Source organism: Geobacter sp. (assembly GCA_009684525.1).
In the GTDB taxonomy this organism is placed as follows: Bacteria; Desulfobacterota; Desulfuromonadia; order Geobacterales; family DSM-12255; genus Geoanaerobacter.
This window is the reverse complement of the sequence record WKKR01000004.1, coordinates 278,713-302,603: the sequence shown is the minus strand read 5'-3', so window position 1 is coordinate 302,603 and position 23,891 is coordinate 278,713. Positions and strand designations below refer to the sequence as shown.

17 protein-coding genes are annotated in these 23,891 nt (G+C 60.1%); 5 read left to right on the top strand and 12 right to left on the bottom strand.

The genetic code is table 11. The annotated features are described in order from the left end of the window. Positions 1-16: 16 nt before the first annotated feature. From GJT30_14615 to GJT30_14595, 5 genes are all read right to left on the bottom strand, one after another. A complete protein-coding gene (locus tag GJT30_14615) occupies positions 17-3,301 on the bottom strand; it encodes a CusA/CzcA family heavy metal efflux RND transporter (GenBank protein MSM40845.1) in 3,285 nt (1,094 codons plus the stop codon). Next, the gene (locus GJT30_14610) at positions 3,294-5,036 is read right to left on the bottom strand and encodes an efflux RND transporter periplasmic adaptor subunit (protein MSM40844.1); all 1,743 of its coding nucleotides are present in this window, start codon (positions 5,034-5,036) and stop codon (positions 3,294-3,296) included. Before GJT30_14610 ends, GJT30_14615 begins: the two co-directional genes overlap by 8 nt. Beyond that, positions 5,033-5,749 (bottom strand): hypothetical protein, encoded by a 717-nt coding sequence (locus tag GJT30_14605; GenBank protein ID MSM40843.1) that lies wholly within the window; start codon positions 5,747-5,749, stop codon positions 5,033-5,035. Before GJT30_14605 ends, GJT30_14610 begins: the two co-directional genes overlap by 4 nt. A 182-nt stretch (positions 5,750-5,931) precedes the next feature. Then, complete coding sequence (locus GJT30_14600; protein ID MSM40842.1) at positions 5,932-8,475, bottom strand: multicopper oxidase domain-containing protein; 2,544 nt, start codon at positions 8,473-8,475, stop codon at positions 5,932-5,934. Between the two features lie 124 nt (positions 8,476-8,599). Next, positions 8,600-9,325, bottom strand: a complete 726-nt coding sequence (locus GJT30_14595) for a PEP-CTERM sorting domain-containing protein (GenBank protein MSM40841.1) — start codon at positions 9,323-9,325, stop codon at positions 8,600-8,602. A gap of 479 nt (positions 9,326-9,804) precedes the next feature. Here GJT30_14595 and ltaE point away from each other — a divergent pair, with 479 nt between their 5' ends. The 3 genes from ltaE to GJT30_14580 all read left to right on the top strand — a co-directional run bounded on the left by ltaE (position 9,805) and on the right by GJT30_14580 (position 13,480). Further along, positions 9,805-10,851: a low-specificity L-threonine aldolase gene (gene ltaE, locus GJT30_14590; protein ID MSM40840.1), complete on the top strand. Its 1,047-nt coding sequence runs from the start codon at positions 9,805-9,807 to the stop codon at positions 10,849-10,851. A 206-nt stretch (positions 10,852-11,057) separates the two neighbouring features. Next, positions 11,058-12,902, top strand: a complete 1,845-nt coding sequence (gene hflB, locus GJT30_14585) for an ATP-dependent zinc metalloprotease FtsH (GenBank protein ID MSM40839.1) — start codon at positions 11,058-11,060, stop codon at positions 12,900-12,902. Positions 12,903-13,042: 140 nt separating this feature from the next. Beyond that, positions 13,043-13,480: a hypothetical protein gene (locus GJT30_14580; GenBank protein MSM40838.1), complete on the top strand. Its 438-nt coding sequence runs from the start codon at positions 13,043-13,045 to the stop codon at positions 13,478-13,480. Between the two features lie 166 nt (positions 13,481-13,646). On the opposite strand, the gene speA is transcribed toward GJT30_14580, so the two are convergent. The 4 genes from speA to GJT30_14560 form a co-directional block, all read right to left on the bottom strand. Beyond that, positions 13,647-15,554 carry an arginine decarboxylase gene (gene speA / locus GJT30_14575; protein MSM40837.1) on the bottom strand — a complete coding sequence of 636 codons (1,908 nt, stop codon included), beginning with the start codon at positions 15,552-15,554 and terminating at the stop codon, positions 13,647-13,649. Positions 15,555-15,911: 357 nt separating this feature from the next. Continuing rightward, positions 15,912-17,060 (bottom strand): carboxynorspermidine decarboxylase, encoded by a 1,149-nt coding sequence (gene nspC / locus GJT30_14570; GenBank protein MSM40836.1) that lies wholly within the window; start codon positions 17,058-17,060, stop codon positions 15,912-15,914. A 25-nt stretch (positions 17,061-17,085) separates the two neighbouring features. After that, positions 17,086-17,544, bottom strand: a complete 459-nt coding sequence (locus GJT30_14565) for a hypothetical protein (protein ID MSM40835.1) — start codon at positions 17,542-17,544, stop codon at positions 17,086-17,088. Positions 17,545-17,571: 27 nt separating this feature from the next. Further along, positions 17,572-18,765 (bottom strand): saccharopine dehydrogenase family protein, encoded by a 1,194-nt coding sequence (locus tag GJT30_14560; GenBank protein ID MSM40834.1) that lies wholly within the window; start codon positions 18,763-18,765, stop codon positions 17,572-17,574. A 196-nt stretch (positions 18,766-18,961) separates the two neighbouring features. Between GJT30_14560 and proC the strand changes: the two genes are divergently transcribed. Both proC and GJT30_14550 read left to right on the top strand, forming a co-directional pair. Next, on the top strand, positions 18,962-19,777 hold the full coding sequence (proC, locus tag GJT30_14555; protein ID MSM40833.1) for a pyrroline-5-carboxylate reductase: 816 nt from the start codon (positions 18,962-18,964) through the stop codon (positions 19,775-19,777). A gap of 18 nt (positions 19,778-19,795) precedes the next feature. Then, positions 19,796-19,984 (top strand): hypothetical protein, encoded by a 189-nt coding sequence (locus GJT30_14550; GenBank protein MSM40832.1) that lies wholly within the window; start codon positions 19,796-19,798, stop codon positions 19,982-19,984. A 3-nt stretch (positions 19,985-19,987) separates the two neighbouring features. Here the strand turns inward: GJT30_14550 and GJT30_14545 are convergent, their stop codons facing one another. The 3 genes from GJT30_14545 to GJT30_14535 are packed head-to-tail and all read right to left on the bottom strand — an operon-like array spanning position 19,988 to position 23,711. Further along, a complete protein-coding gene (locus GJT30_14545) occupies positions 19,988-20,779 on the bottom strand; it encodes a polysaccharide deacetylase family protein (protein ID MSM40831.1) in 792 nt (263 codons plus the stop codon). Further along, positions 20,776-22,218, bottom strand: a complete 1,443-nt coding sequence (locus GJT30_14540; protein MSM40830.1) for an insulinase family protein — start codon at positions 22,216-22,218, stop codon at positions 20,776-20,778. Before GJT30_14540 ends, GJT30_14545 begins: the two co-directional genes overlap by 4 nt. Next, complete coding sequence (locus tag GJT30_14535) at positions 22,215-23,711, bottom strand: insulinase family protein (protein MSM40829.1); 1,497 nt, start codon at positions 23,709-23,711, stop codon at positions 22,215-22,217. Before GJT30_14535 ends, GJT30_14540 begins: the two co-directional genes overlap by 4 nt. Positions 23,712-23,891: the final 180 nt, after the last annotated feature.

The window sequence follows — 23,891 nt, the reverse complement described above, 5'->3', positions numbered from 1 at the left end:
GGTTCTCCTCAAGCGGTTATGGCGCGGTTTGGACCGGCGACAGCCCCTCAGGGGGGGTGGTGCGTAGCGCACGGCCTTTCCAGAGTTCGTAGATCACGGGATAGACCAGCAGTTCCAGCAGGAACGAGGTGAAGATGCCGCCGATGAGCGGCGCCGCGATATGCTTCATCACGTCGGCTCCGGTTCCAGTGGCCCACATGATCGGCACCAGGCCGAGGAACATGGTGGCGGTGGTCATGAATTTGGGCCTGATCCGTTTCACTGCCCCTTCGATGATCGCCTCGCGAAGCTGGGCGCGGGTTTGCAGTCTCCCGCTCTTGCGGGCTTCTTCGTAGGCAAGGTCCAGGTAGAGCAGCATGAAGACCCCGGTCTCGGCATCGACGCCGAGCAGGGCGATCAGGCCGACCCAGACCCCGACGCTCAGGTGATAGCCGAGGAGCCAGAGGAGGAGGACGGCCCCCACCGCCGAGAACGGGACCGCCAGCATGACGATGGCCGTCTTCACTGCCGAGCGGGTGTTCAGGTAGAGCAGCCCGACGATGAGCAGGAGCGTTATCGGCACCACCATGGTCAGACGCTCTTTCACCCGCTCCATCGCCTCGTACTGGCCGCTCCAGGTCACCGCATACCCCGGCGGCAGCTCGATCTTCTTCAACAGCGGGGTCGCCTCGTCGATATACCCCTGCGGATCGCGGTCCGCCAGGTCGATGTAGACATAGCCGGTCAGCAGGCCATCTTCGTTGCGGATCATGGAGGGGCCGCTCGTGACGCTCACCTCGGCCAGTTCACCCAGCGGTACCTGCCGCTTTCCCCCTTCCACCGGTACCAGCACCTTCTTCAGGCCATTCAGGTCGGCGCGGAAATCCCTCTGATAGCGCACATTGACCGAGTATCGCTCCCGCCCCTGAAAGGCCGTGGTGACGTTGTCGCCGCCGATGGCGCTCTGCACTACCCCCTGGGCCTCATCCATGGAGAGACCGTAGCGGGCCAGCTCCTCACGGTTCCAGGTGATGTCCAGGAAATAGCCGCCGCCGGTCCGTTCGGCAAAGACGCTGCGGGTGCCCCGCACCGTGCGGAGCGTTGCCTCGACCTGGCTGCCGATTTCCTCCATCTCCAGGAGGTTTGCGCCGCTGATCTTCAGCCCCAGCGGGGTGCGGATGCCGGTGGTGAGCATGTCGATGCGCCCCTTGATCGGCATGGTCCAGGCATTGGAGAGGCCGGGGAGTTTCAGCGCCTCGTTCATCTGCTCGATCAGCGCGGCCGTTGAGATCCGGTCCGGGGTGATCCGGCGCAGGACCACCTTCAGCCACTCCGGCGCCCAGGCCGAATACCAGGTGTCCACGCTGCGCCACTGCTCCTTCGGCTTCAGGGTGATCACCGTTTCCAGCATGGAAAGGGGGGCAGGATCGGTGGAGGTCTCGGCCCGACCCGCCTTTCCCAGCACCTGGTCCACCTCGGGGAACTGCCTGATGATCCGGTCGGTCACCTGCAGCAGTTTCTGCGCCTCTCCCACCGAGATCCCCGGCATGGTGGTCGGCATGTAGAGCAGGCTCCCCTCGTCCAGTGGGGGCATGAACTCCGAGCCGAGCCGTAGGGCAAGCGGGGTGACGGCGACGATGCTGAGCAGCGCTCCCCCCAGGATCACCCATTTCTTTCGCAGGGCCCAGGCCGCGACTGGCTCGTAGGCGCGGATCAGGAGCCGGCTGAGCGGATGTTCCTGTTCGGGCTTGAAAGGGGCGGCGGTGAAGAGATTGAGCAGGCGGCTCAATGGCCGGGGCTTGAAGGAGAATTGACGGGTATGGGTCAGCATGACCCGCAGCGCCGGATCGAGGGTGATGGTCAGAAACGCGGCTACCACCATGGCGAGGGTCTTGGTATAGGCCAGCGGCTTGAAGAGCCGCCCTTCCTGGGCCTCCAGGGAGAAGATCGGCAGGAAGGAGACGGCGATCACCAGCAGGGCGAAGAAGCTGGGCCCTCCCACCTCCTTGATGGCGGAGAGGACGATGGAGCGCTGGTCTCCCACCCGTCCCCGCAGCTCCCAGGCTTCCAGCTTCTTGTGGGTCTGCTCCACCACCACGATGGCGGCATCCACCAGGGCGCCGATGGCGATGGCGATGCCCCCCAGCGACATGATGTTGGCATTGACCCCCATCAGCCGCAGCGGGATGAAGGAGATCAACACGGCAAAGGGGATGGTGATGGCCGGGATCAGGGCGCTGGGAGGATGCCAGAGGAAGACGAACACCACCAGCACCACCGTGATGATCACCTCCAGCAGGGTCGAGGTGAGGGTATCGATGGAGCGCCGGATCAGCTCGGAGCGGTCGTAGACCGGCACGATCTTCATGCCGGCGGGCAGCCCCGGCTCGATCTCCCGGATGCGCGCTTTGACCCGGTCGATCACCGTAAGGGCGTTTTCCCCCTGGCGCATGACCACGATTCCCGAAACCACGTCGCCGGTGCCGTTCAGGTCGGCCACGCCGCGGCGAATGTCGGGGCCGATGGTGACGCTGCCCAGGTCCTTCACCCGGATCGGCGTGCCACCCCCTTCGTTCACCGAGACGACGATATTGCCGAAATCCTCCAGGGTCCGGGCATACCCCCGGCCGCGCACCATGTATTCGGTGCCGCCGAATTCCAGGAGCCTGCCGCCTGTCTCGCTGTTGCCGGTCCGTACCGCCTCTGCCACCCGGTTGATGGAGATGCCGTACAGCTGGAGCCGGTTGGGGTCCACGTTCACCTGGTACTGCCGGGCATAGCCACCGATGGGGGCCACCTCGGCCACCCCCGGCACCGCCTTCAGGTAGTAGCGGAGATACCAGTCCTGATAGGAGCGGATATCGGCCAAGCTTTTCGTGCCGGTAGTGTCGACCAGGGCGTACTGGTAGACCCAGCCCAGCCCGGTAGCATCGGGACCGAGTTCGGTCCGTACCCCCTGTGGCAGGCGGGGAAGGACGGCGGAGAGATACTCCTGGGTCCGCGAACGGGCCCAGTAGATATCGGTCCCCTCCTCGAAGATGACATAGACAAAGGAATAGCCGAAGTCGGAGAAGCCCCGGACAGTCTTTACTTTGGGGGCGCCGAGCATGGCCGAGACAACGGGATAGGTGACCTGGTCCTCGATGATATCGGGGCTGCGATCCCAGCGTGAATAGATGATCACCTGGGTGTCGGAGAGATCGGGAATGGCGTCCATCGGGAGATGGCGTAGCGACCACCAGCCCCAGACCGCCGCGATGACCGCGATGATCAGGACAAGAAAGCGGTTATGGGCGCAGAACTCGATGACGCGATCAATCATGTGAATGCTCTGCTCCCTGCATGGGCGGCATGGGGGGTGGCTGTGGTGCGGGCTTCCCTGCAGGCATGGCCGGCATCGACTGCATGGGAGCAGCTTCTTTTCCCATCGGCATAGGCATCTGCATCGATTCCTGCATTGACCCCGTGTGTGTCATACCCTCATCTGCAGGCGACTTCGCCTTTTTCCCGGCAGCGGGCATGGTGCCCATACTACCCTTGTTGGCGGGCATCTCCATGGCGCCGTGGTCATGCCCTGCGCCATGCATGTCGTGCATCGGCGCTGCAGTCGGCTTGGCTCCCGGCGATCCGGTGGTGGAAGAGGGCTTGCCTCCCTTTTTCAGAAAATCCCTTTTGCAGGTGTCCGAACAGAAATAATAGGTGGTGCCGCCGGATTCCAGGAAGTTGCCGGCAGCGCGCGCCTTTGCCTCATCTACGTACATGCCGCAGGACGGGTCAAGGCTGGCCGGGCCGGTGATCCCCGATGCGGCCGTCTTCATCCGGCTTTCCGAGTCGATGAGGAAGGTGCCGGAGACCACAATCCGTTCGCCTGGTTTGAGCCCGGAAACGATCTCCACCCGGTTGCCGAAGCTCCGGCCGGTTTCCACCTCGCGCGGTTCGAAGAGACCGGCGCTCTTTTCGACAAAGACGGTCTTTTTCAGACCGGAGTCGAGCACCGCCTCGCTGGGAACCGCAAGCATTTCCGGTAGGGAAACCGGCAGCTCCACATCCACGAACATGTCCGGGCGGAGGATGTAGCCGGGGTTGTCCAGCTCCAGCCTCACCTTTAGCGTCCTGCTGGCGGCATCGAAGAGCGGCGGTACTTTTGAGACCCGTGCCGTAAAGGTCCGGTTCCTGCCCGGGAGCGAGACCGTCACCAGTCTGCCCGGTTTCATCTGATCGACCTCGGCGCCATAGGTATCGACCAGGATCCAGATCCGGGAGATATCGGCGATCCGGTACAGCTCCTTGCCCCGCTCGAAACGCTGCCCCGGCGATACGTTCCGGACGAGGACGAGCCCGTTGGCCGGCGAATCGATATCGATGTTCTCCGTGTACTTGCGGGTTTTGATCATCTCTGCGATCTGCCGGTCTCCCATTCCCAGGTTGCGCAGGGAATCCCGGTACTGTTTGAGGCTCAGGTTGAACTGCTGCATCTGGTCCTTCTGCTGCTGGTTGGCTGCGGGGCTCCCCCCCTGGACCCGGTCCATGGAGGTAAGAGCGTAGAGGAGTGCCTGGCCGGCGGAGAGGAATTCCGAACTGTAGAAGGTCGCCAGCACTTCGTTTTTGCGGACAAAACTGCCGGTGGTATTGCTGCCGACCGAGGTGATCCAGCCGTCGATGGTGGCATTGATGACGTATGTCCGCATTTCATCGACAGCGACACGCCCCGGTAGCCGCAACAGCTGGCTGCCGGCGCTCTTCTCCACTGTGGCCAACTTGACGCCGATGATCTGGAGTTTTTCCGGTGACACCCGGACCGTACCGGGAGGGAGAGCGGTGTCACTCTTACCGACGGTGCCGTCAGCGTAGACCGGTTCCAGCGGCATGCCGCAGTCGGGTGCGATCCCCGGCTTGTCCGAGGTGTAGGAGGGGTGCATCGGGTCCACATAGTGGAGGATCTTCCGGCCTGCAGCAGTGGAAGCCGTGCCGGAACTGCGATAGCTGATCCATGCCCCGGCCAGGAAGGAGACCCCCATCAGCAGCAGGATGACGAGGATGACCAGGCGTCTGTTCATGAATCTGTACCCTTGTCTATGGCAGGAGCGGTCCCGGTTGCGTCTGTTTTATCGGGTGTGGCCACCTCCCATACATGGAATTCGCCGTCAAAGGCCAGCCGGGCCCGGTGGTCGGTGTAGGTCGCCATCAGCCGGTTAACCAGGAGGAGGCAGTTCTCTGCCGAGGGCTGGTCGGGTGGGATGGAGAGAAAGGCGTCCACCACGGCCTTGAGGACGCCGCCGCAGTCGATCGGTTCTTCCAGGTAGTGAATCCCCTGAGCGATGAGGAGCGAGGCATCGAGGATGACATCGAGCGGGGGGAGCTGCTGTGCGGCCAGGACCTCCTCGGCAAGGGTGAGGCTTTCTCTGAGCTGTTTCCGGGCTTCCTTCGGCGACAGTTCAAGCTGCCAGTGGCCGATAAACCAGTCACAGGCGGCATTGAGGGCCGGGATGACCAGCAGGAAGAGGCGCTTGTTTTCCTGGGGGGCGAACTGGCTGGTTGCCGAGAAGACCGGGTGGACCTTTTCGCAGAAATAGGCGTGTCCCAGCTCGTGCAGATAGTCAAGGTCGCTGCTCTTGTTGTGCAGTTTGTCCGGCATCAGGATAATATGGGATTGGGTGCGGGGATAGGAGACCACGCGGATCACCGGCATCTCGTGGGGCTGTTCGAGGACCGGCCATTCAAGCTCGCTACGCACCTGTCTTATGAGGCTCTTCAAGGACTTCTTTTTCATCGTTTTCTCCGGAGTAGGATCTGTCTGCCTGTTGCCAGGGATAGAAAAAAGAGTAGAGATTCCTTCCCCGTTGTCAAGCTTTGCCATGCCTGCATGGGCAGATGAAAAAAGCCCCGGTGCCGAGGCGCCGGGGCTGGCAACTGCCATGAATGAGCAGGACGGAGGGGTAACCCCCGTCACGATCAGGTTGCGGTGATAGTCACCGATGATTTCAGCCCGGTGCTGTCGGTTACGGTGTAAGTGAGCTTGATCGGTGCTGCCGGCGCAATGACCAGTGTCGGCAGTGTCACGTCGAAGCCGGTTGCGGTGGTGACCGCAGCAGGGGCCGGGTAACCGGCATCGCTGGAGGTTGCTACGATAGAGGCGATGGTGCTGCCGGCCGCCAGGGTGACGGCAAAGCTGAGCAGCGGTGTAGCCGGTGCGCCGGTAACCGTGGCAGCGGCGGAGGTCGGCAGGATGTTCGGCCGTTGCGGGTTCACTCCGGTGATGACTAGCGGCCGCATCATGTCGTGTTCTTCGTGCTCCAGGATGTGGCAGTGGTACACGAACTCGTTGGCCTGCGGGATGACCGTTGCTGCCGCGCCCATGGGCCGGTCGCTGAACGGTACGGTGAACGGCACCGCTGACATGTCCCACTTGAAGATCACGGAGGTGACCTCGCCTGGGTTCATTCTGACGGTTTCTTTCCATCCCATCTCGTTTGGCTCTGGTCCGCGGGCGACACCGGTGGGGGTGAACCTGCCCGAAACCACCTTGAAGGGCTGGCGGGAAATGACCTGGCAGTCCTGCAGGTGGAAGTGGATCGGGTGGGTATCCGCGGTCAGGTTGAAAATTCGCCATACCTCGGTGGTGCCGGCGGCGATGACTTCCGTGGCCGGTGCCAGGTAGTCGAGGCCGAAGCCCTTGCCGACCAGGGCTGGTTTGGTGGTGCCAATAGTCTGACGCAGACGGCCGTAGACATCGAAGTCTTCGTTCAGGGTCAGGTCGCGTAACGGCGTGCCTGCCGGCACGGTCAACGGGCCACCTGCTACGGCTGCGGGTGTGGCGAGCGGTGGCGGATCCATTGGCGGCAGAGTCGGCAAGCCAACCTGCGGATCGACAACGGTACCTGCCTTCACCCGGAAACGGAGTATGTTTCTCGTGTCGATGGTCGATCCGAGCACGGCTGCTGGGGTTGCCGGGTTGCCGGCAAAGTAGTCGTTGCTGGGCGGACCGGCAGGGAATGGGCCTGGGGCGTCGTTGTAGAAGACGAACTCGGTGCCGGGCGCGTAAGCGCTGAAGTCGATAATGAAATCGGCACGCTCGGCGCAGCCGATGATCAGGTTACCGGTAAAGGTTGCCGGGTTGAAGGGGACAAAGCCTCCCGGGAAGACGACCGGAGCCTGGAGGTAGCCAGCTTCCGTGCCGATCTGGATGATCTGCGGCCCCGGCAGCGGTGCTGCGGCAACGGCGACGTTGGCGACATAGTCGTACTGGCTGGCAGGGGCAAGCGTCTTCGGATCGGTGACGACTTCGCAGTTCGGCTGTACCTGCAGCATGCTGATGTTGAGGAACCGCGCATTGCAGGCGTTGAGCAGCATGAAGCGGAAGCGGCGCGGTTCCACCTCGACCACCGGGGCGACCGTGCCGTTGCAGAGCATGGTGTCGCCGAAGAATTCCGGGATGCAGGATGGATTGGGAGGAGTCAGGTAACCACGCCCTTTTTTGAGTCTGAAGAGTTTCGGGTCGTAGATATGCTCGTACCAGAGGCTGCCGGGGGTCTGCGCCCGTGCCGGGGCAACCGTTGCCCAGGTGGGATCGGTGACCAGGGTGCCGTTTACCGGATCGCCGTTGACGAAGACCTTGTCCTGGTAGACCAGCGGGATGAGACTGGTGACCGGCGGGATGGAGGTGCCGAGCGCCTGCTCTTGGGCCAGGTCGAGGCAGAGATAGCCGGTCGCCACGCCGGCATAGGCATTGATACGGGTGATGCCGTGGGCATGGTCATGGTACCACATGAGCCGGGTGCTCTGGTCGTTGGTGTAGTAGTAGTCGGCCTGGCCAAGGACCATCGGATCGGCTGTGTCGAACAGGCTGCCCGGGCCGTTCTTGAAGCTGAGCCCGGTGCCGCCGGCATTGTTGGGAGTCCACCAGTCGAACGGGCCGCCGTCGCTGATCCAGGGGATGAAACCACCATGGAGGTGAACGGCAATCCTGTTCTGCGCAACACCGAGACCGGTACCGGGGATGGAATTGTCCACCGGGATAATGTGGGTTGCGGGGAGAGTGTTGGTCATGCGGATTCTGGTTGCCGTGCCGCGGGCTGCAATAATAGCTCCACCCAGATGACGCTTCACCGGGTTGTTGGTGTCATGGTAGCCCCAGAGGGTGGTCGGACCCATGTCGGGGTGCAACTGGTCGGTGAATTCGCTCGCCGTCACGTTGTACTTCAGGGTGTCAGCAAAGGCCGGGTCGGGAGTCCCGTCGAGAACCGGGATGCCGCCCGGATCGTTGGCATAGAATGCCGTGTTGGGTATCAGCCCCAGTACCATGGGGGGAAGCGCCAACCCACGCAGCAGGTAGGACCGGCTCTTCAGGAGCGCCGGGCTCTGGGCGATGGCTTGGGCATTGTTCGTTCCCAGCCAGCGAACCGGCATCGGCAGCATGGTTGCGCCAGCGGCCAGGGCACTGATCTGGAGGAACTTTCTTCGGGAGATTCCTTTTCCGTTCTGTTCGGATGCGGCCATGTCCTTATCTCCTCTCAAACTTAAAATATGAATCGCGTAGTCTTGTTGGTGAGATAAAAAGGATCATTTTTGTCTCATTCATCTATCCTACCCGAAATGGGTGGGTGGGATAGATAAAGATTCACTACTGTTTGCTGCTTCTAAACCTGCGTACCAGCCCGAATCCTGCAATCCCGATTCCGATAAGGGCAAATGTCGACGGTTCGGGAACTGCTGAATATGCCATTGTGTCGGCTCCGAGTATGAGCACGTCGCCAGTGGACATGAGAGCTTCGAATTCCGGAGTCAACATGTTTCCAGTGGCATTAGCCGGATCAAAATATGAATCAACAAAATACGTAAAAGGAGAGCTGTTCGTTTCCAGATTCAAAGCGGTGTTTACTGCAAAGGTCCAGAAGGCAGATACTCCGGAGAGCACGTCGCCTGCGGTGGAATCGTAAGCACCAAATTCCAGGATATTGCTGGTAGTGTCAAAAGACAGATACAGAGAATCGGTAAAGTTGCCGGCAAATTGGTTGTAGGCAATGGTATTCGCTGGCTCGGGGTATGCGTCAGGTCCGAGCGTAACGGAACCGGACAGACCGAGGATATAGGTGATGCCGCTTATGGATGTTTTGTCTACGGATGAGGATGCGTCTGACTGCAGAGTAATGTTGTAGGCCACCTCATTGAATACCGGATCACCGCCGTTCAGGTCTCCATACCCGTATCCACTCAGGGTATATGATGAGGGAATTGCCAGGGCTGTTGATGCCCAGAGACCACAGATGAGAAGGGCTATGGCAAGTACGGAACCGATGGAACGTTGTGTTTTCATGATGTTACCTCCTTGAAAGAAGTGGAGCTGCATCCGGCAGCTTCCTGAATTGAATCTTATTCCCTATGTGTCGTGGTGAAGCGATCTTCCATACAAAAAGAGTCCTGTTACCCACCTTAAGCAATTGCGGTGCCATCAGTAAAACGCTGTGTGAACTCGCTGATTTTCTTAAGTGCCAAATCCGTTACTACCTGTTTCATCGAGGATTATGCCATTAGAATGTAAAAATTCCCGACCGGGTGGATTGGATACAGCGTGAGGGATTTCATACGGTACTTGTCTGAGAATCATAAATATAACCAGATATAATTATTATGCTAAGAAGTATGTTTCCGCATGCAACGAGTGTAAATGGTGTATGCACATACCAAAAACAGCTTCATTTGTCGTGTAAACAATACCAACATTACGATATTGTAATTATGTTTTAATAAGTTTTCCGATTGTGGTATCCGGTGTATTGTGTTAGGTATTTCAGTGGGTTAACGTTTATTGCGGAGATGGCTGCACCGATGGGACGTGACGACCGAGGAGGGAATGTGGAGGAGATAATCGATTTGCGCAGCGACACCGTGACCCGGCCCTCTGCGGCAATGCGCCGGGCCATGGCAGAGGCCGAGGTGGGGGACGATGTCTATGCCGAGGACCCGACAGTCAACCGGCTGGAGAGGCAAGCTGCGGAGCTTTCAGGAATGGAGGCGGCCCTTTTCGTTGCCAGCGGTACCCAGGGGAACCTCCTGGCGCTGCTGTCCCATTGCGCCCGGGGAGATGAATATATTGCCGGGCAGACGGCCCACTGTTATCGCTGGGAAGGGGGAGGCGGCGCGGTATTCGGCGGTATCCAGCCGCAGCCGCTGGATTTCGAACCGGACGGCACCCTCGACCCGGACCGGATCGAGGCGGCGATCAAGCCGGACGACTGCCACTATGCGCGGACCAGGCTGGTCTGCCTGGAGAACACCCAGGCCGGCAAGGTGCTCCCGCTCGGTTATTTCCCCCGCCTGCGCGCATTGGCTGACCGTCACCGGCTCAGGCTCCACCTGGATGGTGCCCGGCTCTTCAATGCCGCGGTGAAGCTGGGGGTGCCGGTTGATGCGATCACCTGCCATCTGGATACGGTCAACATCTGCCTCTCCAAGGGGTTGGGTGCTCCCGTGGGTTCGGTCCTGTGCGGTGACCGCGAGGTGATCGCTACGGCACGCCGCTGGCGCAAGGTGGCCGGGGGAGGAATGCGCCAGGCCGGTATCCTGGCGGCTGCGGGAATCTTCGCCCTGGAGCGCAACGTGGCGCGCCTAGCCGATGACCATGTCCATGCGCGGCTTTTGGCTGAGGGGTTGGCCGGTATCGACGAACTGGAGGTCGACCCGGCAGAGGTCCAGACCAACATGCTCTTTGTGACCGTTGCCAAGGGGGACCCTGCGGAGCTGGAGCGTCACCTGCAGGAGCAGGGAATTATCATCCGCGCCGGTCGAACCCTGCGGATGGTCACCCACCTTGACGTGACAGAGCAAGGGATCGTGAGGGCGGTCAGGGAGTTCAAGGCGTTTTTCAGGCGATAGGCAGAACGCGGCTGCCTTTGCGGTTTAACCGTTTTGCGCCGGGAACTTCCTGGAGAGCTGCGATTGACAAGCCGAGAGTAGATTCAGGAAAGGGGGGAGCTGCAGGCAGCCCCCCTTTTCCAGTTTCGATCGCTGCAGAACCGTTGTAATGAGGCCAAGACCCGGTACACTGTGCAGTGAGAGCCCATCTGTTGGGAGGAGTTGTCATGAATCAGTCGATATGGAAACCCCTGATCATCTTTTTCGTCATGATTGCGGCCATGAACCTGCTCTATGCCGCGCTCGTCCAGCAGAAGGGGGCTGGTGAGATCAGTTACAGCCGCTTCCGCCAGGAACTGGCCCAGGACAACATCAAATCGGTTGCCATGAAAGGGCATTCGGTCAAGGGGGAATTCCGGCGAAAGATCACCGTGGAACTGACAGTGCAGGGGGGGACTGTGAAACGGGAGCTGACCGCATTCCTTACGGTGCTTCCCGCCATTGCCGATCCCACGCTCATGACCGACCTCTCTGCCCGCAATGTCGAGGTGACCGCCATCTCCACCGAGCCGTCACCGCTTCTCAATGCCCTCATCTATACCCTTCCCTGGATTCTCATCATTGCCATATGGTTCATCGGCATGCGCAGCGCCAAAGCGCAGGGACCCGGCTCGTTTCTGGGCGGGTTTGCCCGTTCCGGGGCACGGGTCTATCCGGTCGGCGAGCAGGTCAAGGTGACCTTCGACGATGTGGCGGGCATGGAGAGCAGCAAGCAGGAGTTGAAGGAGATCGTCGACTACCTGAAGGACCCGAAGCGGTTTCAGAGCCTGGGAGGGAAGGTCCCCAAGGGGGTCCTGCTGGTCGGGCCGCCGGGAACCGGCAAGACCCTGCTGGCGCGGGCAGTTGCCGGGGAGGCCGGGGTAGCCTTTTTCTCCATTTCCGCCTCCCAGTTCATCGAGATGTTTGTCGGCGTTGGCGCCAGCCGGGTGCGTGATCTCTTTGCCAGCGCCAAGAAGTCCGCACCGAGCATCATCTTCATCGACGAGCTCGATGCCGTGGGGCGGAGCCGCGGCGCCGGGTTCGGCGGCGGCCACGACGAGCGCGAACAGACCCTGAACCAACTCCTTTCCGAGATGGATGGATTCGATCAGCATGAGGAGGTCATTGTCCTTTCGGCGACCAACCGCCCCGATGTCCTCGATCCGGCGCTGCTCCGTCCCGGCCGCTTCGACCGGCATGTGGTGATCGAGCGTCCCGACTGGCGGGACCGGGAAAAGATCCTCCAGGTGCATGTCAGGAAGATCCCGCTCGACCCTGCCGTGGACCTGGCCATCATCGCCCGTGGAACGCCGGGAATGACCGGCGCCGACCTGGAAAACCTGGTCAATGAGGCAGCCATCACGGCTGCACGCGAGCAGGCCGAGAAGGTGACGCTGGACCACCTGGAGCGGGCCAAGGACAAGATCCTGATGGGGGGGGAACGGAAGATGGTCATCTCTCCCCTGGAGAAACGGATCACCGCCTACCACGAGGCAGGCCACACCTTGGTGGCAAAGTATCTTCCGGGCACCGATCCGATCCACAAGGTGACCATCATCCCACGCGGCATGGCCCTGGGGATTACCCAGCAGCTTCCCGAGGACGACCGTTACCACTATCCCAAAAGCTATCTGGAGAGCAGGCTGGCCGTGGCACTGGGGGGGCGGATGGCGGAGCGGCTGGTGTTCGGCGAGGTCTCTACCGGGGCCCAGAGCGACCTGAAGATGGTGACCGATCTGGCGGAGAAGATGGTCTGCCAGTGGGGGATGAGCGACAAGGTGGGGCCCATGACCTTCAGCCGGGGAGAGGAGCACCCGTTCCTGGGACGAAAGCTGGCGGAGGAGAAGAGTTTTTCCGAGGAGATGGCATGGCTGATCGATCAGGAGATTTCTGTCATCATCCGGCAGGCTGAGGAGAAGGCCGAGCAGCTCCTGGTGGCCAATCGGCCCAAGCTGGACCTTTTGGCGGCTGCGCTGCAGGAAGAGGAGACCCTGGACGGTGCTCGGGTCGAGCAGATTCTGGCAAAGGGCTGAAATGGCCGTAAAAACAGCGGGCAGACCTTCGGGGGAGCTGGTAACGGCAAAACAGACATTCGTATCGACTTTTGTGTCAACCTCCGGCCGTTTGTTGCGTTGTAAAATATATCAATTTGCAGAACGAAAGGAGATTGGCAATGATGCGATTATGGCAGAAGATGGCTCTGGTTGCGGTGTCGGTGGGTATGGCAGCGCTTTCCGTGGAAGCCTTTGCCCAGACAGCAGAACAGGATACTGCTCCGGTCGTGAAACGTGGAACGGGACGGATGGCGAGGGATACGGTGGCAAAGCGGCTCGGTCATCTGACCCGACGCCTCGGCCTCACTCCGGAGCAGCGCGCAGAGATCAAGCCGATCCTGGAAGCGGAAGCGGTTCAACTGAGGGCGATCCGCGCAGACGGTGGTCTGACAAGGGATGAGCGGCGACAGAAGATCCAGGCGCAGCATGATGCAACCTACGACAAGATCCATACGTTCCTGACCCCGGAACAGCAGCAGAAACACGATGCCCTGCGCGATGAATTCCGCGAACGGCGCCGTCCGACCTCGGCAAAACCTGCTCCGGCCGGACAGTAACGGCAACTCTCCCCTCCGGCCTTTTCCCACCTTCGTGATTCTGAAGGAATGAGGAGACTCGCTGCGGACCGATAAAAAAAGCCCCCGGCGTTCCAACAAGGAGCGCCGGGGGCTTTTTGGGTCTTGAGAGAGTGGCACGCAACGTGCCGCAATCGTTAATGCTCTGCTATTCACCCAGATAGGTGTAACCGAGCAGCGTCTTGTCCAGAAGTTCGAGGAAATGGCTGCTCTCCTCGATGGAGACCTTGCGCAGGGCCACGTTTTTCTCCAGGGTGTGGCGTACGTGCTTGAGGATCTCCGGTCCCTTATACTGGACGTATTTGAGGCTTTCCCAGGTGGCGTCGCCGTTGATGACCGTGTCGATCTGGTAGCCGGTCCGCTTGTTGAAGGTGACATGGACGGCGTTGGTGTCGCCGAACAGGTTGTGCATGTCCCCCAGGATCTCCTGGTAGGCTCCGATGAGGAAGAAGCCGATGAAGTAGGACTCCCCCTTGCGGATCTTGTGCAGCGGCAGGAACTTGGTCCGCCCCTGCTCGCCGACGAAACTGGTGATCTCGCCGTCCGAATCGCAGGTGATGTCGGCTATCGAGGCCATGACATCGGGTCGCTGGTTCAGCCGCTGGATCGGCACGATGGGGAAGAGCTGGTCGATGGCCCAGGAGTCGGGGATCGACTGGAAGAGGGAGAAGTTGGCAAAATAGGTCTGGCGCAGGCTCAGGTGGAAATTCTGCAGCTCCTCCGGGATCGGCCTGATCTTTTCCACGATGCTGTTGATCTTGCGCAGGATCTTGCTGTAGAGCCACTCGGCGATTGCCCGGTCGTTGAGGGTTAGGTAGCCCAGGTTGAAGAGGCTCACCGCTTCCTGGATGAGCTGTACCGTGTCGTGGTAGTCTTCGCGAAGGGAATAGCGGTCGATGCTCTTGTAGATGTCCAACAGTTTCTTGACCGTTGGGGCGAGCTTCTCGGCGCTGTTCAGCATCTCCTCGAAATCGGGCATGGTGTTGGAGGTGTTGGTGTCCAGCACGTTGGTGACCAGTACCGAGTAGTGGGCGACCGTTGCCCGGCCCGATTCGGAGATGATGTTGGGGCATTCCACCCCGGCATCTTCGCAGATGTTCTTGATTTGGTAGATGACGTCGTTGGCGTATTCCTCGATGGAGTAGTTGACGCTGGAGAAATAGCTGGACTTGGAGCCGTCGTAATCGACCCCCAGGCCGCCGCCGATATCCACGTATTCGATGCCGACGCCGAGCTTCTTCATCTCGGTGTAGATCCGGGTCCCTTCGATGAGGGCACTCTTGATCTTGTCGATCTTGGTGATCTGGCTGCCGATGTGGAAGTGGAGGAGCTTTACGCAGTCGATGAGACCGTGCTCCTCCAGCATGCCGATGGCGGCGATGATCTCGGACATGCGAAGGCCGAACTTGGCATCCTCGCCCCCCGAGGTGGCCCACTTGCCGGTCCCCTTGGAGGAGAGCTTGACGCGGATCCCCAGTTTCGGCATGATGCCGGTCTTCTTGGAGATGGCAATGATCTTTTCCAGCTCGAACATCTTCTCCACCACGATGGTGATGTCGTAGCCGATCTTGGTGGCGTAGAGGACCGTCTCGATGTATTCGGTGTCCTTGTAGCCGTTGCAGATGATCGGGATGCCGTTGCCGGTGGCAAAGGAGATGCCGATCACCAGTTCCGGCTTGGAACCGACCTCCAGGCCGATGTTGTAACGCTTGCCGTACTGGGCGATCGCCTCGACCACCTGGCGCTGCTGGTTCACCTTGACCGGGTAGAAGGTCTGGTAGCGGGCAGGGTAGTCGTTTTCCTGGATGGCGTTCTTGAACACGCGGTTGATGCTGGCAATCCGCCCCTGGAGGACGTCCATGAAGCGGAGGAGGATCGGGGGCTTGATCTTCCGTTTGATCAGGTCGTCGATGAGCGCCCGCAGGTCGATGGAGTGCTTGGAGGTCGGCGAGGGGTGGACGCAGACGTTCCCCTTCTTATTGATGGAGAAGAGGTCAGCCCCCCAGTTGTCCAGGTTGTAGATTTTGGCGGAATCATTAATCGACCATCGCTCCATATACTCTCCTAGGGCGGTGCCATATTCGCGCCCTGACGCCGCCGATTCGTCGGTCCGCTCCTCGGCGTAGCGCTGCTACGCCTGCGGCCGGCCCTCCTCATCGACGCCGTCATCATCGCGAATCTGTCACCGCTGTGGTGTCGTCTAAATCGTAAGCCTTGCTTTTTCCCCAGGGGCGGGAGATTTTGATTCGGTCTGCGACCTCGCCCTGCGGGCAGCCTTCGCTGTCCAATTTGCTTCGCAAATTGTGGCCAGATCGGCGTCGGCCCGCAGAAACCGTGCCGAAACGTAGCAGCGCTGCGTTGAGGCGGGGTTTCGAGGACACGGCGTCGAGATGGTCGGAAGATATCGCCCCCCCTAAGACAGCCTGCACTTGAAGTCTTCGTACCCAAAGCTTCGCACCACCTTCAACTCGCCGGTTTCTGGCTCATAGGTGCAGATGGATGGGTGCCGGATACCGTTGAAGGTGGTGGTCTTTACCATGGTGTAATGGGCCATATCCTCGAAGGCCAGCCGGTCGCCGGGCCTGAGCGGCCGGTCAAAGGACCAGTCGCCGATCACGTCGCCGGCCAGGCAGGAAGGGCCCCCCAGCCGGTAGGTGTGGGCCTTGACGCCGGGATCGCAACCTCCGGTGATTCCGGGCCGATAGGGCATCTCCAGGATGTCCGGCATGTGGCAGGTGGCGGAGACGTCCAGGATGGCGATCTCCATGCCGTTGTCCACCACGTCCAGTACCTCGGAAACCAGGATGCCGGTGCCGATGGCGATTGCCTCCCCAGGCTCCAGGTAGACTTCCACACCGTATTTGTCCCGGAAATGCTTCACCAACTCCACCAGTCCGTCGATGTCATATCCTTCCCGGGTAATGTGGTGCCCGCCCCCAAGGTTCAGCCATTTCATAGTGGGGAGAAACTCGCCGAACTTTTCCTCAAAGGCGCTGGCGGTCCGCTCCAGCGGCTCGAAGAGCTGTTCGCAGAGGGTGTGGAAATGGAGCCCCTCTACCCCTGTCAGCGACCTGCCGTCGAACTGCCGCCGGGGGATGCCGAGCCGCGACAGGGGCGCGCAGGGGTCGTAGATGGCGGTATGCCCCTCGGAGTGCTCCGGGTTCACCCTCAGTCCGATGGAAACGCCGCTTTTTTCCCAGAGCGGCCGGAAGCGCTCCAACTGGCCAAAGGAGTTGAAGACCAGGTGGTTGGATATCTCCAAAAGCTCGATGACGTCCCGTTCGCTGAAGGCGGCAGCGAACGAATGCACCTCGCCGCCGAACTCCTCCCGCCCGAGTCGTGCTTCCCACGGGCTGCTGGCGCAGACCCCCTGCAGGGTTTCGCGGATGATCGGGAAGACGCTCCACATGGCAAAGGCCTTGAGCGCCATCAGGATCTTTGCGCCGCTCCTTTTCTGCACTTCATCCAGGATCGCCAGGTTATGGCGCAGCCGTCCCAGGTCCACCACGTAGGCCGGGGAGGGGGCGAGCTCAAGGATTTTCGGGATGTCGATACCGGTCATGCGATCATCCTTGCTGAGCGAATCGCTACTTGTTGTGTCCCTTGCCGTGGCTCTTTCCCTTTCCTTTGCTTTTGCCGGGAGAGTTATATGCCGCCTCCGGACTACCGGTAAAGTGAAGGTTCCCGTTTTTCAAGGCATGGAATGCGGCGGAGCCGGGTTTTATCCCCAGTTCCTTGGCAATGGCGCCCCACCCTTTCTTCCGGTTCGGGGTATAGATCTCCACGACCCGTTCCGGCGCTGTTCCCGCCATCTTGCCGAGCTGAAAGACCATGAATGCATCGGCAGGCTCGCGCACCGTCTGGATGACGGACTGTACCTGCGCGACCGGCACTCCGAACTGGGTGCTGACTTTTGCCGAAAACCCCGGCAGATCGGCCCGGGCCTGAATGTTGATGCTGGCAAGGAAATCCTCGAGACCGCCGGCAAAGGCAGCAAGCGGAGAAAGCATGAACAGGATCTGACACAGCAGTATCAATCGTTTCATTATCATACCTCCTTGGTGTTGGAGACGTTACAGCTCCGGCCATTCGCCTTCGACCACCACCTCCGGCAGTCCCATGGGGCCGAGCTCCTTGAGGAAGACCTCCGGATCGAACTGCTCCATGTTCCAGACCCCTGCTGCGTGCCACTTGCCGGTCAGCATCATGATGGCGCCGACCACGGCCGGCACGCCGGTGGTGTAGCTGATGGCCTGGGACTGGACCTCCCGGTAGCAGGCCTCGTGGTCGCAGATGTTGTAGATGTAGACCTGTTTCCGCTTCCCGTCTTTGATACCACGGGCGATGACGCCGATGCAGGTCTTTCCCTTGGTCAGCGGCCCAAGGCTGCCGGGATCGGGCAGCAGCGCCTTCAGGAACTGGATCGGCACGATCTTCTGCCCCTGGAACTCAACCTCGTCGATGCGGGTCATGCCGACGTTCTGCAGCACCTCCAGGTGCTTGAGGTAGTTGTCGGAGAAGGTCATCCAGAACTGGGCCTTTTTGATGGTCGGGATATGCTTGACGATGGACTCCATCTCTTCGTGGTAGAGACGGTAGATGTTCATCGGCCCGATCCCTTCGGGGAAGTCGAAGACCCGCTTGGTGGCAAGGGGCGGGGACTCCTGGAATGCACCGTTTTCCCAGTGGCGGCAGGTGGCGGTCACCTCGCGGATGTTGATCTCAGGGTTGAAGTTGGTGGCAAAGGGCTGGCCGTGGGAGCCGGCGTTGGCATCGATGATATCGAGCTCCTCCACCACGTCCAGGTATTTCTTGGCTGCCAGAGCGGTGTAGACGTTGGTGACGCCCGGATCGAAGCCGGAGCCGAGGAGCGCCATGAGCCCCTTCTCCTTGAAGCGTTCCTGGTAGGCCCACTGCCAGGAATATTCGAACTTTGCCGTGTCCAGAGGCTCATAGTTGGCGGTGTCCAGGTAATCGACGCCAGTCTCCAGGCAGGCATCCATGATGTGCAGGTCCTGGTAGGGGAGCGCCACGTTGATGACGAGCCCGGGCTGGAGCTCTTTGATCAGGGCCACCAGTTCGGGCACGTTGTCGGCATCCACCCGGGCGGTTTTGATGCTGTTGCCGAGCTGGGCGGCAATGGCGTCGCACTTGGACCTGGTGCGGGACGCCAGGGTGATCTCACTGAAGATATCCCTGCGCTGTGCGCATTTGTGGGCAACAACCTGACCGACGCCGCCGGCGCCGATGATAAGGACTTTGCTCATATGCCAACCTCCGGTATTTGTGCTGGACCCTTCCCAATATTCCTTACCGATAATTCTGTCAAGTTAAAAGTTTAGCACCTTACTGCTGCCTGGAAAAGCGTGGGAGCGGTTACGGTGCAAAAGCTGTTGACTTGTCGAAAATGTTCTATACCCTTGGGCAGAAAGGGAACAAGGTCCATTGGGGAGGTGACACGGCATGCTGGACGGAAAGCAGATCGGATTTATCGGTGGCGGCAACATGGCAGAGGCTTTGATCCGCGGTTTGGTGCAGGGAGGGGTGGCTGCCGGCTCTCTGCGGGTTGCCGAACCGTTGCAGAGGCGCAGGGAGTATCTGGCTGACCGCTATCAGGTGGAGGTCAGCGAGAACAATGCGGCGGTCGTCGAACGATGCGATGTGCTGCTCATGGCGGTAAAGCCGCAGGTCGCTTCGGCAGCCCTGGGAGGGATCAGTGCACAGCTGACAGCCGAGAAGCTCCTCATTTCCATGATGGCCGGTGTGCCTTCTGCAGCCTTGGAAGCGGCATTTCTCCAGCCGGTCAGGGTGGTGCGGGTCATGCCCAATACGCCGGCACTGGTGCTGCAGGGAGCCACCGGCATAGCACCGGGAGCCCATGCGCTTGAGCAGGACTTGGCCGTAACCCAGGCCATCTTCGGCATGGTAGGAAAGTGTTGGGTGGTGGACGAGCGGCTGATCGATGCGGTTACCGGTCTGTCGGGGAGCGGGCCCGCCTATGTTCTGACCTTTATCGAGGCCCTGTCCGATGCAGGGGTGAAAAACGGGCTGCCGCGGGAGACCGCCTTTGGCCTGGCCCTGCAGACGGTACTCGGTACGGCATCTCTTTTGGCTGAAACCGGAGATCATCCTGCTGTCTTGCGCGAGAAGGTGACTTCCCCAGGAGGAACCACCATTGCCGGGCTCAAGGCCCTGGAGATCGGCAGCTTCCGCGGGACGGTGATGCAGGCCGTGGACGCTGCCACGGCCCGCTCGGTGGAGTTGGGCAAAAAGGCGTGAACATTTGGACGGTGAATCATGGGCGATGAAGTGGAGGCGAAAAAGCACCCCTGCCCGGATTGTCACTTCTGCCAGTGGTGCAGCGACGACCGGTGCCGGCTCTGCCTCGGTCAGGGATGTCCTGCCGGGAAGAAGCTCTCCCTGCAGGAGCAGATTGAGCTGTTCGAGTCGCTCAACCGCCCTGAAGCAGCCAGGGAGAAGCGGTAACCGTTAGTAAACGATGTTCCGTTTGGGCGCCGTACCGGCCAGGATCCGGGCAAATGCAGTGCCCTGGTCGGCATTGATGAGCAGATAGCGCGGCAGTTTCATGATCGAATCGTTTGCCCCGGCATGGCGCCGTTCTATGGTGAAACTGGCAATGTAGCCGGCAGCAGCAGCCCTGCCGAGCAGGTAGTCGTCATAGAGGCCAAAAGGCCAGGCCAGCATGTCAACCTTCCCCCCCAACTCCTTTTCCAGCTTGTCCTTCGATTTTTTCAACTGCGTATCCACCAGTTTCGCGTACTCTGCCGGCGGCAGTTTGCGCTTTTCCCGCTTGAAATTGGGGTGCCAGTAGGTGTGTGACTGGATGTCGAAAAGTCCTGATTTCTTCAGTTCGCGCAGCTGGTCCCAGGTCATGGCATAGCTGGCGTTGGAAATGGCCGAAGGGTAGACGAAGACCGTCACCGGTACCCGGTATTTCTTTACCAGCGGCAACATGTCGGCATAAACGGTCTTGTGTGCGTCATCCTCGACGATAACCACCGATTTTGCCGGCGGTGCCGGTGCCTTTTTCTGGTACCAGTCGATGAGCCGCCGCAGAGGGATGACGGTATAGCCGTTTTCCTTCAGGTATTTGAGGTGCGACTCAAATACCGGCGTGGTTATGGTCATACCGTCGGCAACGGTTGGACCGAAGCGGTGGTAGAGGAGGATCGGCACGCCCGGTTGCTGGACGGGTGGCTGGGCTGCAACCGGGGCAACGAGCAGGAAAAGGAGAGCAAGGGAGGCAAGGAATCGGGTCATTTCGGCGCAGCTCCGTTTCCGGCAACGTCGAGCTTGACCTCGGTGACCTGGCCGAAGATGGAGAGCGGCTGGTCGAATGACGACTCCCTCCCAACCACGCTCAGGACCATTGCGTTGGGGTGCAGGTATTTCCTGGAGACCCTGAGCACGTCCTCCTTGGTCACTTTGGCAATGTTGCTACGATAGTTTTCCAGATAACCCGGAGGGTAACCGTAGTATTCGAGGCGTGCCTGCTGGTTGACCACGGCGTCGGGCTTCACGAAGCCGAAGATAAAGGCGTTGACGATGGAGTCCTTGGCCAGTTCCAGTTCCTGGTCGGTAACCGGAGCTCTGGTCATGCCGGCGATGATGTCACGCATGAGGGTGATGGCCTTGGCAGTGGACTCGGACTTGGTCTCGGTTTCGGCGATGAAGGTGCCGATGAAGCGGCGTCCCACATCGAAACGGCTGTCTACGTTATAGGCGAGCCCCTGATTGGAACGGATCTCGGTGGTGAGCCGTGAGGTGAACCCTCCACCCAGGATGTAATCCATCACCCGGATGGCGTAGATGTCCGGATTGTCCTTGTTGACCCCGAGGTGCCCCATGCGGATCGCCGACTGGTTGATTTCCTTGCGGGCGAGAAGGACCTGGGGCCGAACCTCCGTTGCCGGGGTCGCTACCGTCGGCAGGGGTTCGTCCGATTTTTTCCAGCCGGCAAAGAGCGTCTCCAGTTTTTTGACGAGGTCTCCGGTGTTCACGTCGCCGGCCACTGCGAGGATGGTGCGGTCGGGATGGAAGTAGCGTTGGTGAAATGCCACCAGATCCTCCCTCTGGATGTTCCGGATTGTGTCGATTGTCGGATAACGCCCGAGCGGATGCCCGGCGTACAGCGCCTTGAAGAGCTCCCGATCGGCCACAGCCTTGGGGTTGTCATTCTGGCGTCGCAGGCCTTCGATGGTGCGGTTTTTGGCAAGGGTGACGCGGTCTTCCCTGAATGCGGGGTGCAGCATGACCTGGCTGAACATCTGCAAGGATTTATCCAGGTTTTTGGTGAGGGTGGAAAGGGAGACATTACCGACATCGCTGCCAATGCTGGCTTCGATGGCAGATGCCATGAATTCGAGCTCTGCGTCGAGCTTCTCCGGCGGGTAGTCGGTGGTGCCGCCGCTGCGCATGACTGCGCCGGTGAGGCCGGCCAGGCCGCATTTATCGGCGGGTTCGTAGATGCTGCCGGTATTGACGTAGGCGGTCATGCTGACGATGGGGAGTTCATGGTCTTCCAGGACGTAGAGCGTCATGCCGTTGGAAAGCTGGACCCGCTGACTCTTCGGGATCTCGAACGCAAGCGGCGGGAATGTCATGGTGCGGGGGTTTGCCTTTACCTGCTGGGCGACGCATGCCGTGAGCAGGAGAGCTGACAGGAAAAGTGCCGTAAGGAAATAGACAGTTCTGCTCATTGGGAGACCTCTTTCTTCGTGGTGATGAAGCCGACGGTCCGGTTCTCACGAACGAGATAGGTGCGGGCTACCCGCACCACATCCATGGGGGTGACGCTGGCGACCTTCTGGCGATGCTCGATGAGGTACCGCCAAGTCCCGGCTATTGCTTCATATTCGGTGAGGTTCCGGGCCAGCCCGCCATTGGAACCCATCTGCCGGAACTCTTCGAATTCGAGACGGTTGAGAATCTTCTGCAGGTCATGTTCGCTGACCTGTTCGGTCTTGAAGCGCTCAATCTCTTCGTAGATGGCCGCCTCGACCTCCTGTACCGTGTGCGGTGCGCGCGGGGTGGCGGCAATGACGAACAGGTTGGGGTAACGGCTGCCAGGGGCGGAGAATGAACCGACATCCGTGGCCAGCTGTTTCTCTACAACCAGTTTCTGGTAGAGGCGCGACGTCCGGCCATCGGCCATCAGCATGTCGATGACATCGAAGACATAATCATCCGGGCTGGGAAGTGTCGGCTTGTGAAAGCCTATGAGCACCTGCGGCTCGGCGTCTCCTTCTATTTCCACCCGTTTTTCACCGGCCTGCTTCGGTTCCTCGACTGCCACCGGCGGCACGGTCTTGCCGGGCGGGATGTCGGCAAAGTAACGTTCTACCAAGGCAATGGTCTTGGCCGGGTCGATGTCGCCGACAATGGCGATGATGGCGTTATTGGGGGCGTAATAGGCATGCAGGAATTTCTCGGCCTTGGTTCGGGAGAGATTCTCGATATCGGACATCCAGCCGATGGTCGGCTGTCCATTGGGGTGGGCAACGAATGCCGTTGCCAGGAAGGTTTCCCAGAGCCGGCCCGAAGGTTCGGCGTCATAGGAACGTCGGCGTTCCTCCATGACCACGTCCCGCTCGGTATAGAATTCCCGCAGCACTGCATTTTTCATCCGGTCCGACTCGATGGCGGCCCAGAGTTCCAGCTTGTTTGACGGCAGGGAGATCAGGTAGGTCGTACCGTCTTTGCTGGTGAAGGCGTTGTAGCTGACGCCGCCATTTTTTGCATAGATCTCGGCAAACTCTTCTTTGATGACATATTTACCCGCTTCTGTTTCGAGGTCTGCGAGCTGTTTCTTCAGTACACCCAGTTTTTGCTGGTCTGCCTTTTCGCGCAGGAGCTTTTCCGCCATCAGCGCTTCGGCAGTGGTTTCGATCCGGTCGAGCAGGGGTTTTTCAGCTGCATAATCCTTGGTCCCGAGTGTTTTGGTCCCCTTGAAGAGCATGTGTTCAAGGAGGTGGGCAATGCCGCGCTCATCGCTCCGTTCGTCCACACTGCCGACTTTGAAACGTATCCAAGCCGAGACGGTTGGCGAGGTGTGCCTCTCGACCATCAACAGCTTCATCCCGTTTGCAAGCATGTGTTCCTGGACCCGCTCGGCAAGGCCAGCGCCAAAAGCGGTTCCGCAAAGGAGAAGAGAGATCGTCACCGTCAGAATGTTCTGCATGAATCGGGTCATCAAAGCTACCTCGCGAGAATGTTGGGATAACGGGCTCAGCCCGACCGATTTTTAATCTTACAGAGTCTGTCGGGATTTTTCAAGGAGGGTGAATGGTGTATACATTTGAATATTCTAGTGATGTCCCACCGGTAATCCCCTCTCGGCGATGGTGATGAGCCCTCTCTATGCGCGAATTTT

Bases quoted from the DNA above. Each gene is read 5' to 3' on its own strand.
- GJT30_14615 (MSM40845.1), bottom strand. From the start codon at position 3,301: ATGATTGATCGCGTCATCGAGTTCTGCGCCCATAACCGCTTTCTTGTC.
- GJT30_14610 (MSM40844.1), bottom strand. From the start codon at position 5,036: ATGAACAGACGCCTGGTCATCCTCGTCATCCTGCTGCTGATGGGGGTC.
- GJT30_14605 (MSM40843.1), bottom strand. From the start codon at position 5,749: ATGAAAAAGAAGTCCTTGAAGAGCCTCATAAGACAGGTGCGTAGCGAG.
- GJT30_14600 (MSM40842.1), bottom strand. From the start codon at position 8,475: ATGGCCGCATCCGAACAGAACGGAAAAGGAATCTCCCGAAGAAAGTTC.
- GJT30_14595 (MSM40841.1), bottom strand. From the start codon at position 9,325: ATGCAGCTCCACTTCTTTCAAGGAGGTAACATCATGAAAACACAACGT.
- ltaE (MSM40840.1), top strand. From the start codon at position 9,805: ATGGGACGTGACGACCGAGGAGGGAATGTGGAGGAGATAATCGATTTG.
- hflB (MSM40839.1), top strand. From the start codon at position 11,058: ATGAATCAGTCGATATGGAAACCCCTGATCATCTTTTTCGTCATGATT.
- GJT30_14580 (MSM40838.1), top strand. From the start codon at position 13,043: ATGATGCGATTATGGCAGAAGATGGCTCTGGTTGCGGTGTCGGTGGGT.
- speA (MSM40837.1), bottom strand. From the start codon at position 15,554: ATGGAGCGATGGTCGATTAATGATTCCGCCAAAATCTACAACCTGGAC.
- nspC (MSM40836.1), bottom strand. From the start codon at position 17,060: ATGACCGGTATCGACATCCCGAAAATCCTTGAGCTCGCCCCCTCCCCG.
- GJT30_14565 (MSM40835.1), bottom strand. From the start codon at position 17,544: ATGAAACGATTGATACTGCTGTGTCAGATCCTGTTCATGCTTTCTCCG.
- GJT30_14560 (MSM40834.1), bottom strand. From the start codon at position 18,765: ATGAGCAAAGTCCTTATCATCGGCGCCGGCGGCGTCGGTCAGGTTGTT.
- proC (MSM40833.1), top strand. From the start codon at position 18,962: ATGCTGGACGGAAAGCAGATCGGATTTATCGGTGGCGGCAACATGGCA.
- GJT30_14550 (MSM40832.1), top strand. From the start codon at position 19,796: ATGGGCGATGAAGTGGAGGCGAAAAAGCACCCCTGCCCGGATTGTCAC.
- GJT30_14545 (MSM40831.1), bottom strand. From the start codon at position 20,779: ATGACCCGATTCCTTGCCTCCCTTGCTCTCCTTTTCCTGCTCGTTGCC.
- GJT30_14540 (MSM40830.1), bottom strand. From the start codon at position 22,218: ATGAGCAGAACTGTCTATTTCCTTACGGCACTTTTCCTGTCAGCTCTC.
- GJT30_14535 (MSM40829.1), bottom strand. From the start codon at position 23,711: ATGACCCGATTCATGCAGAACATTCTGACGGTGACGATCTCTCTTCTC.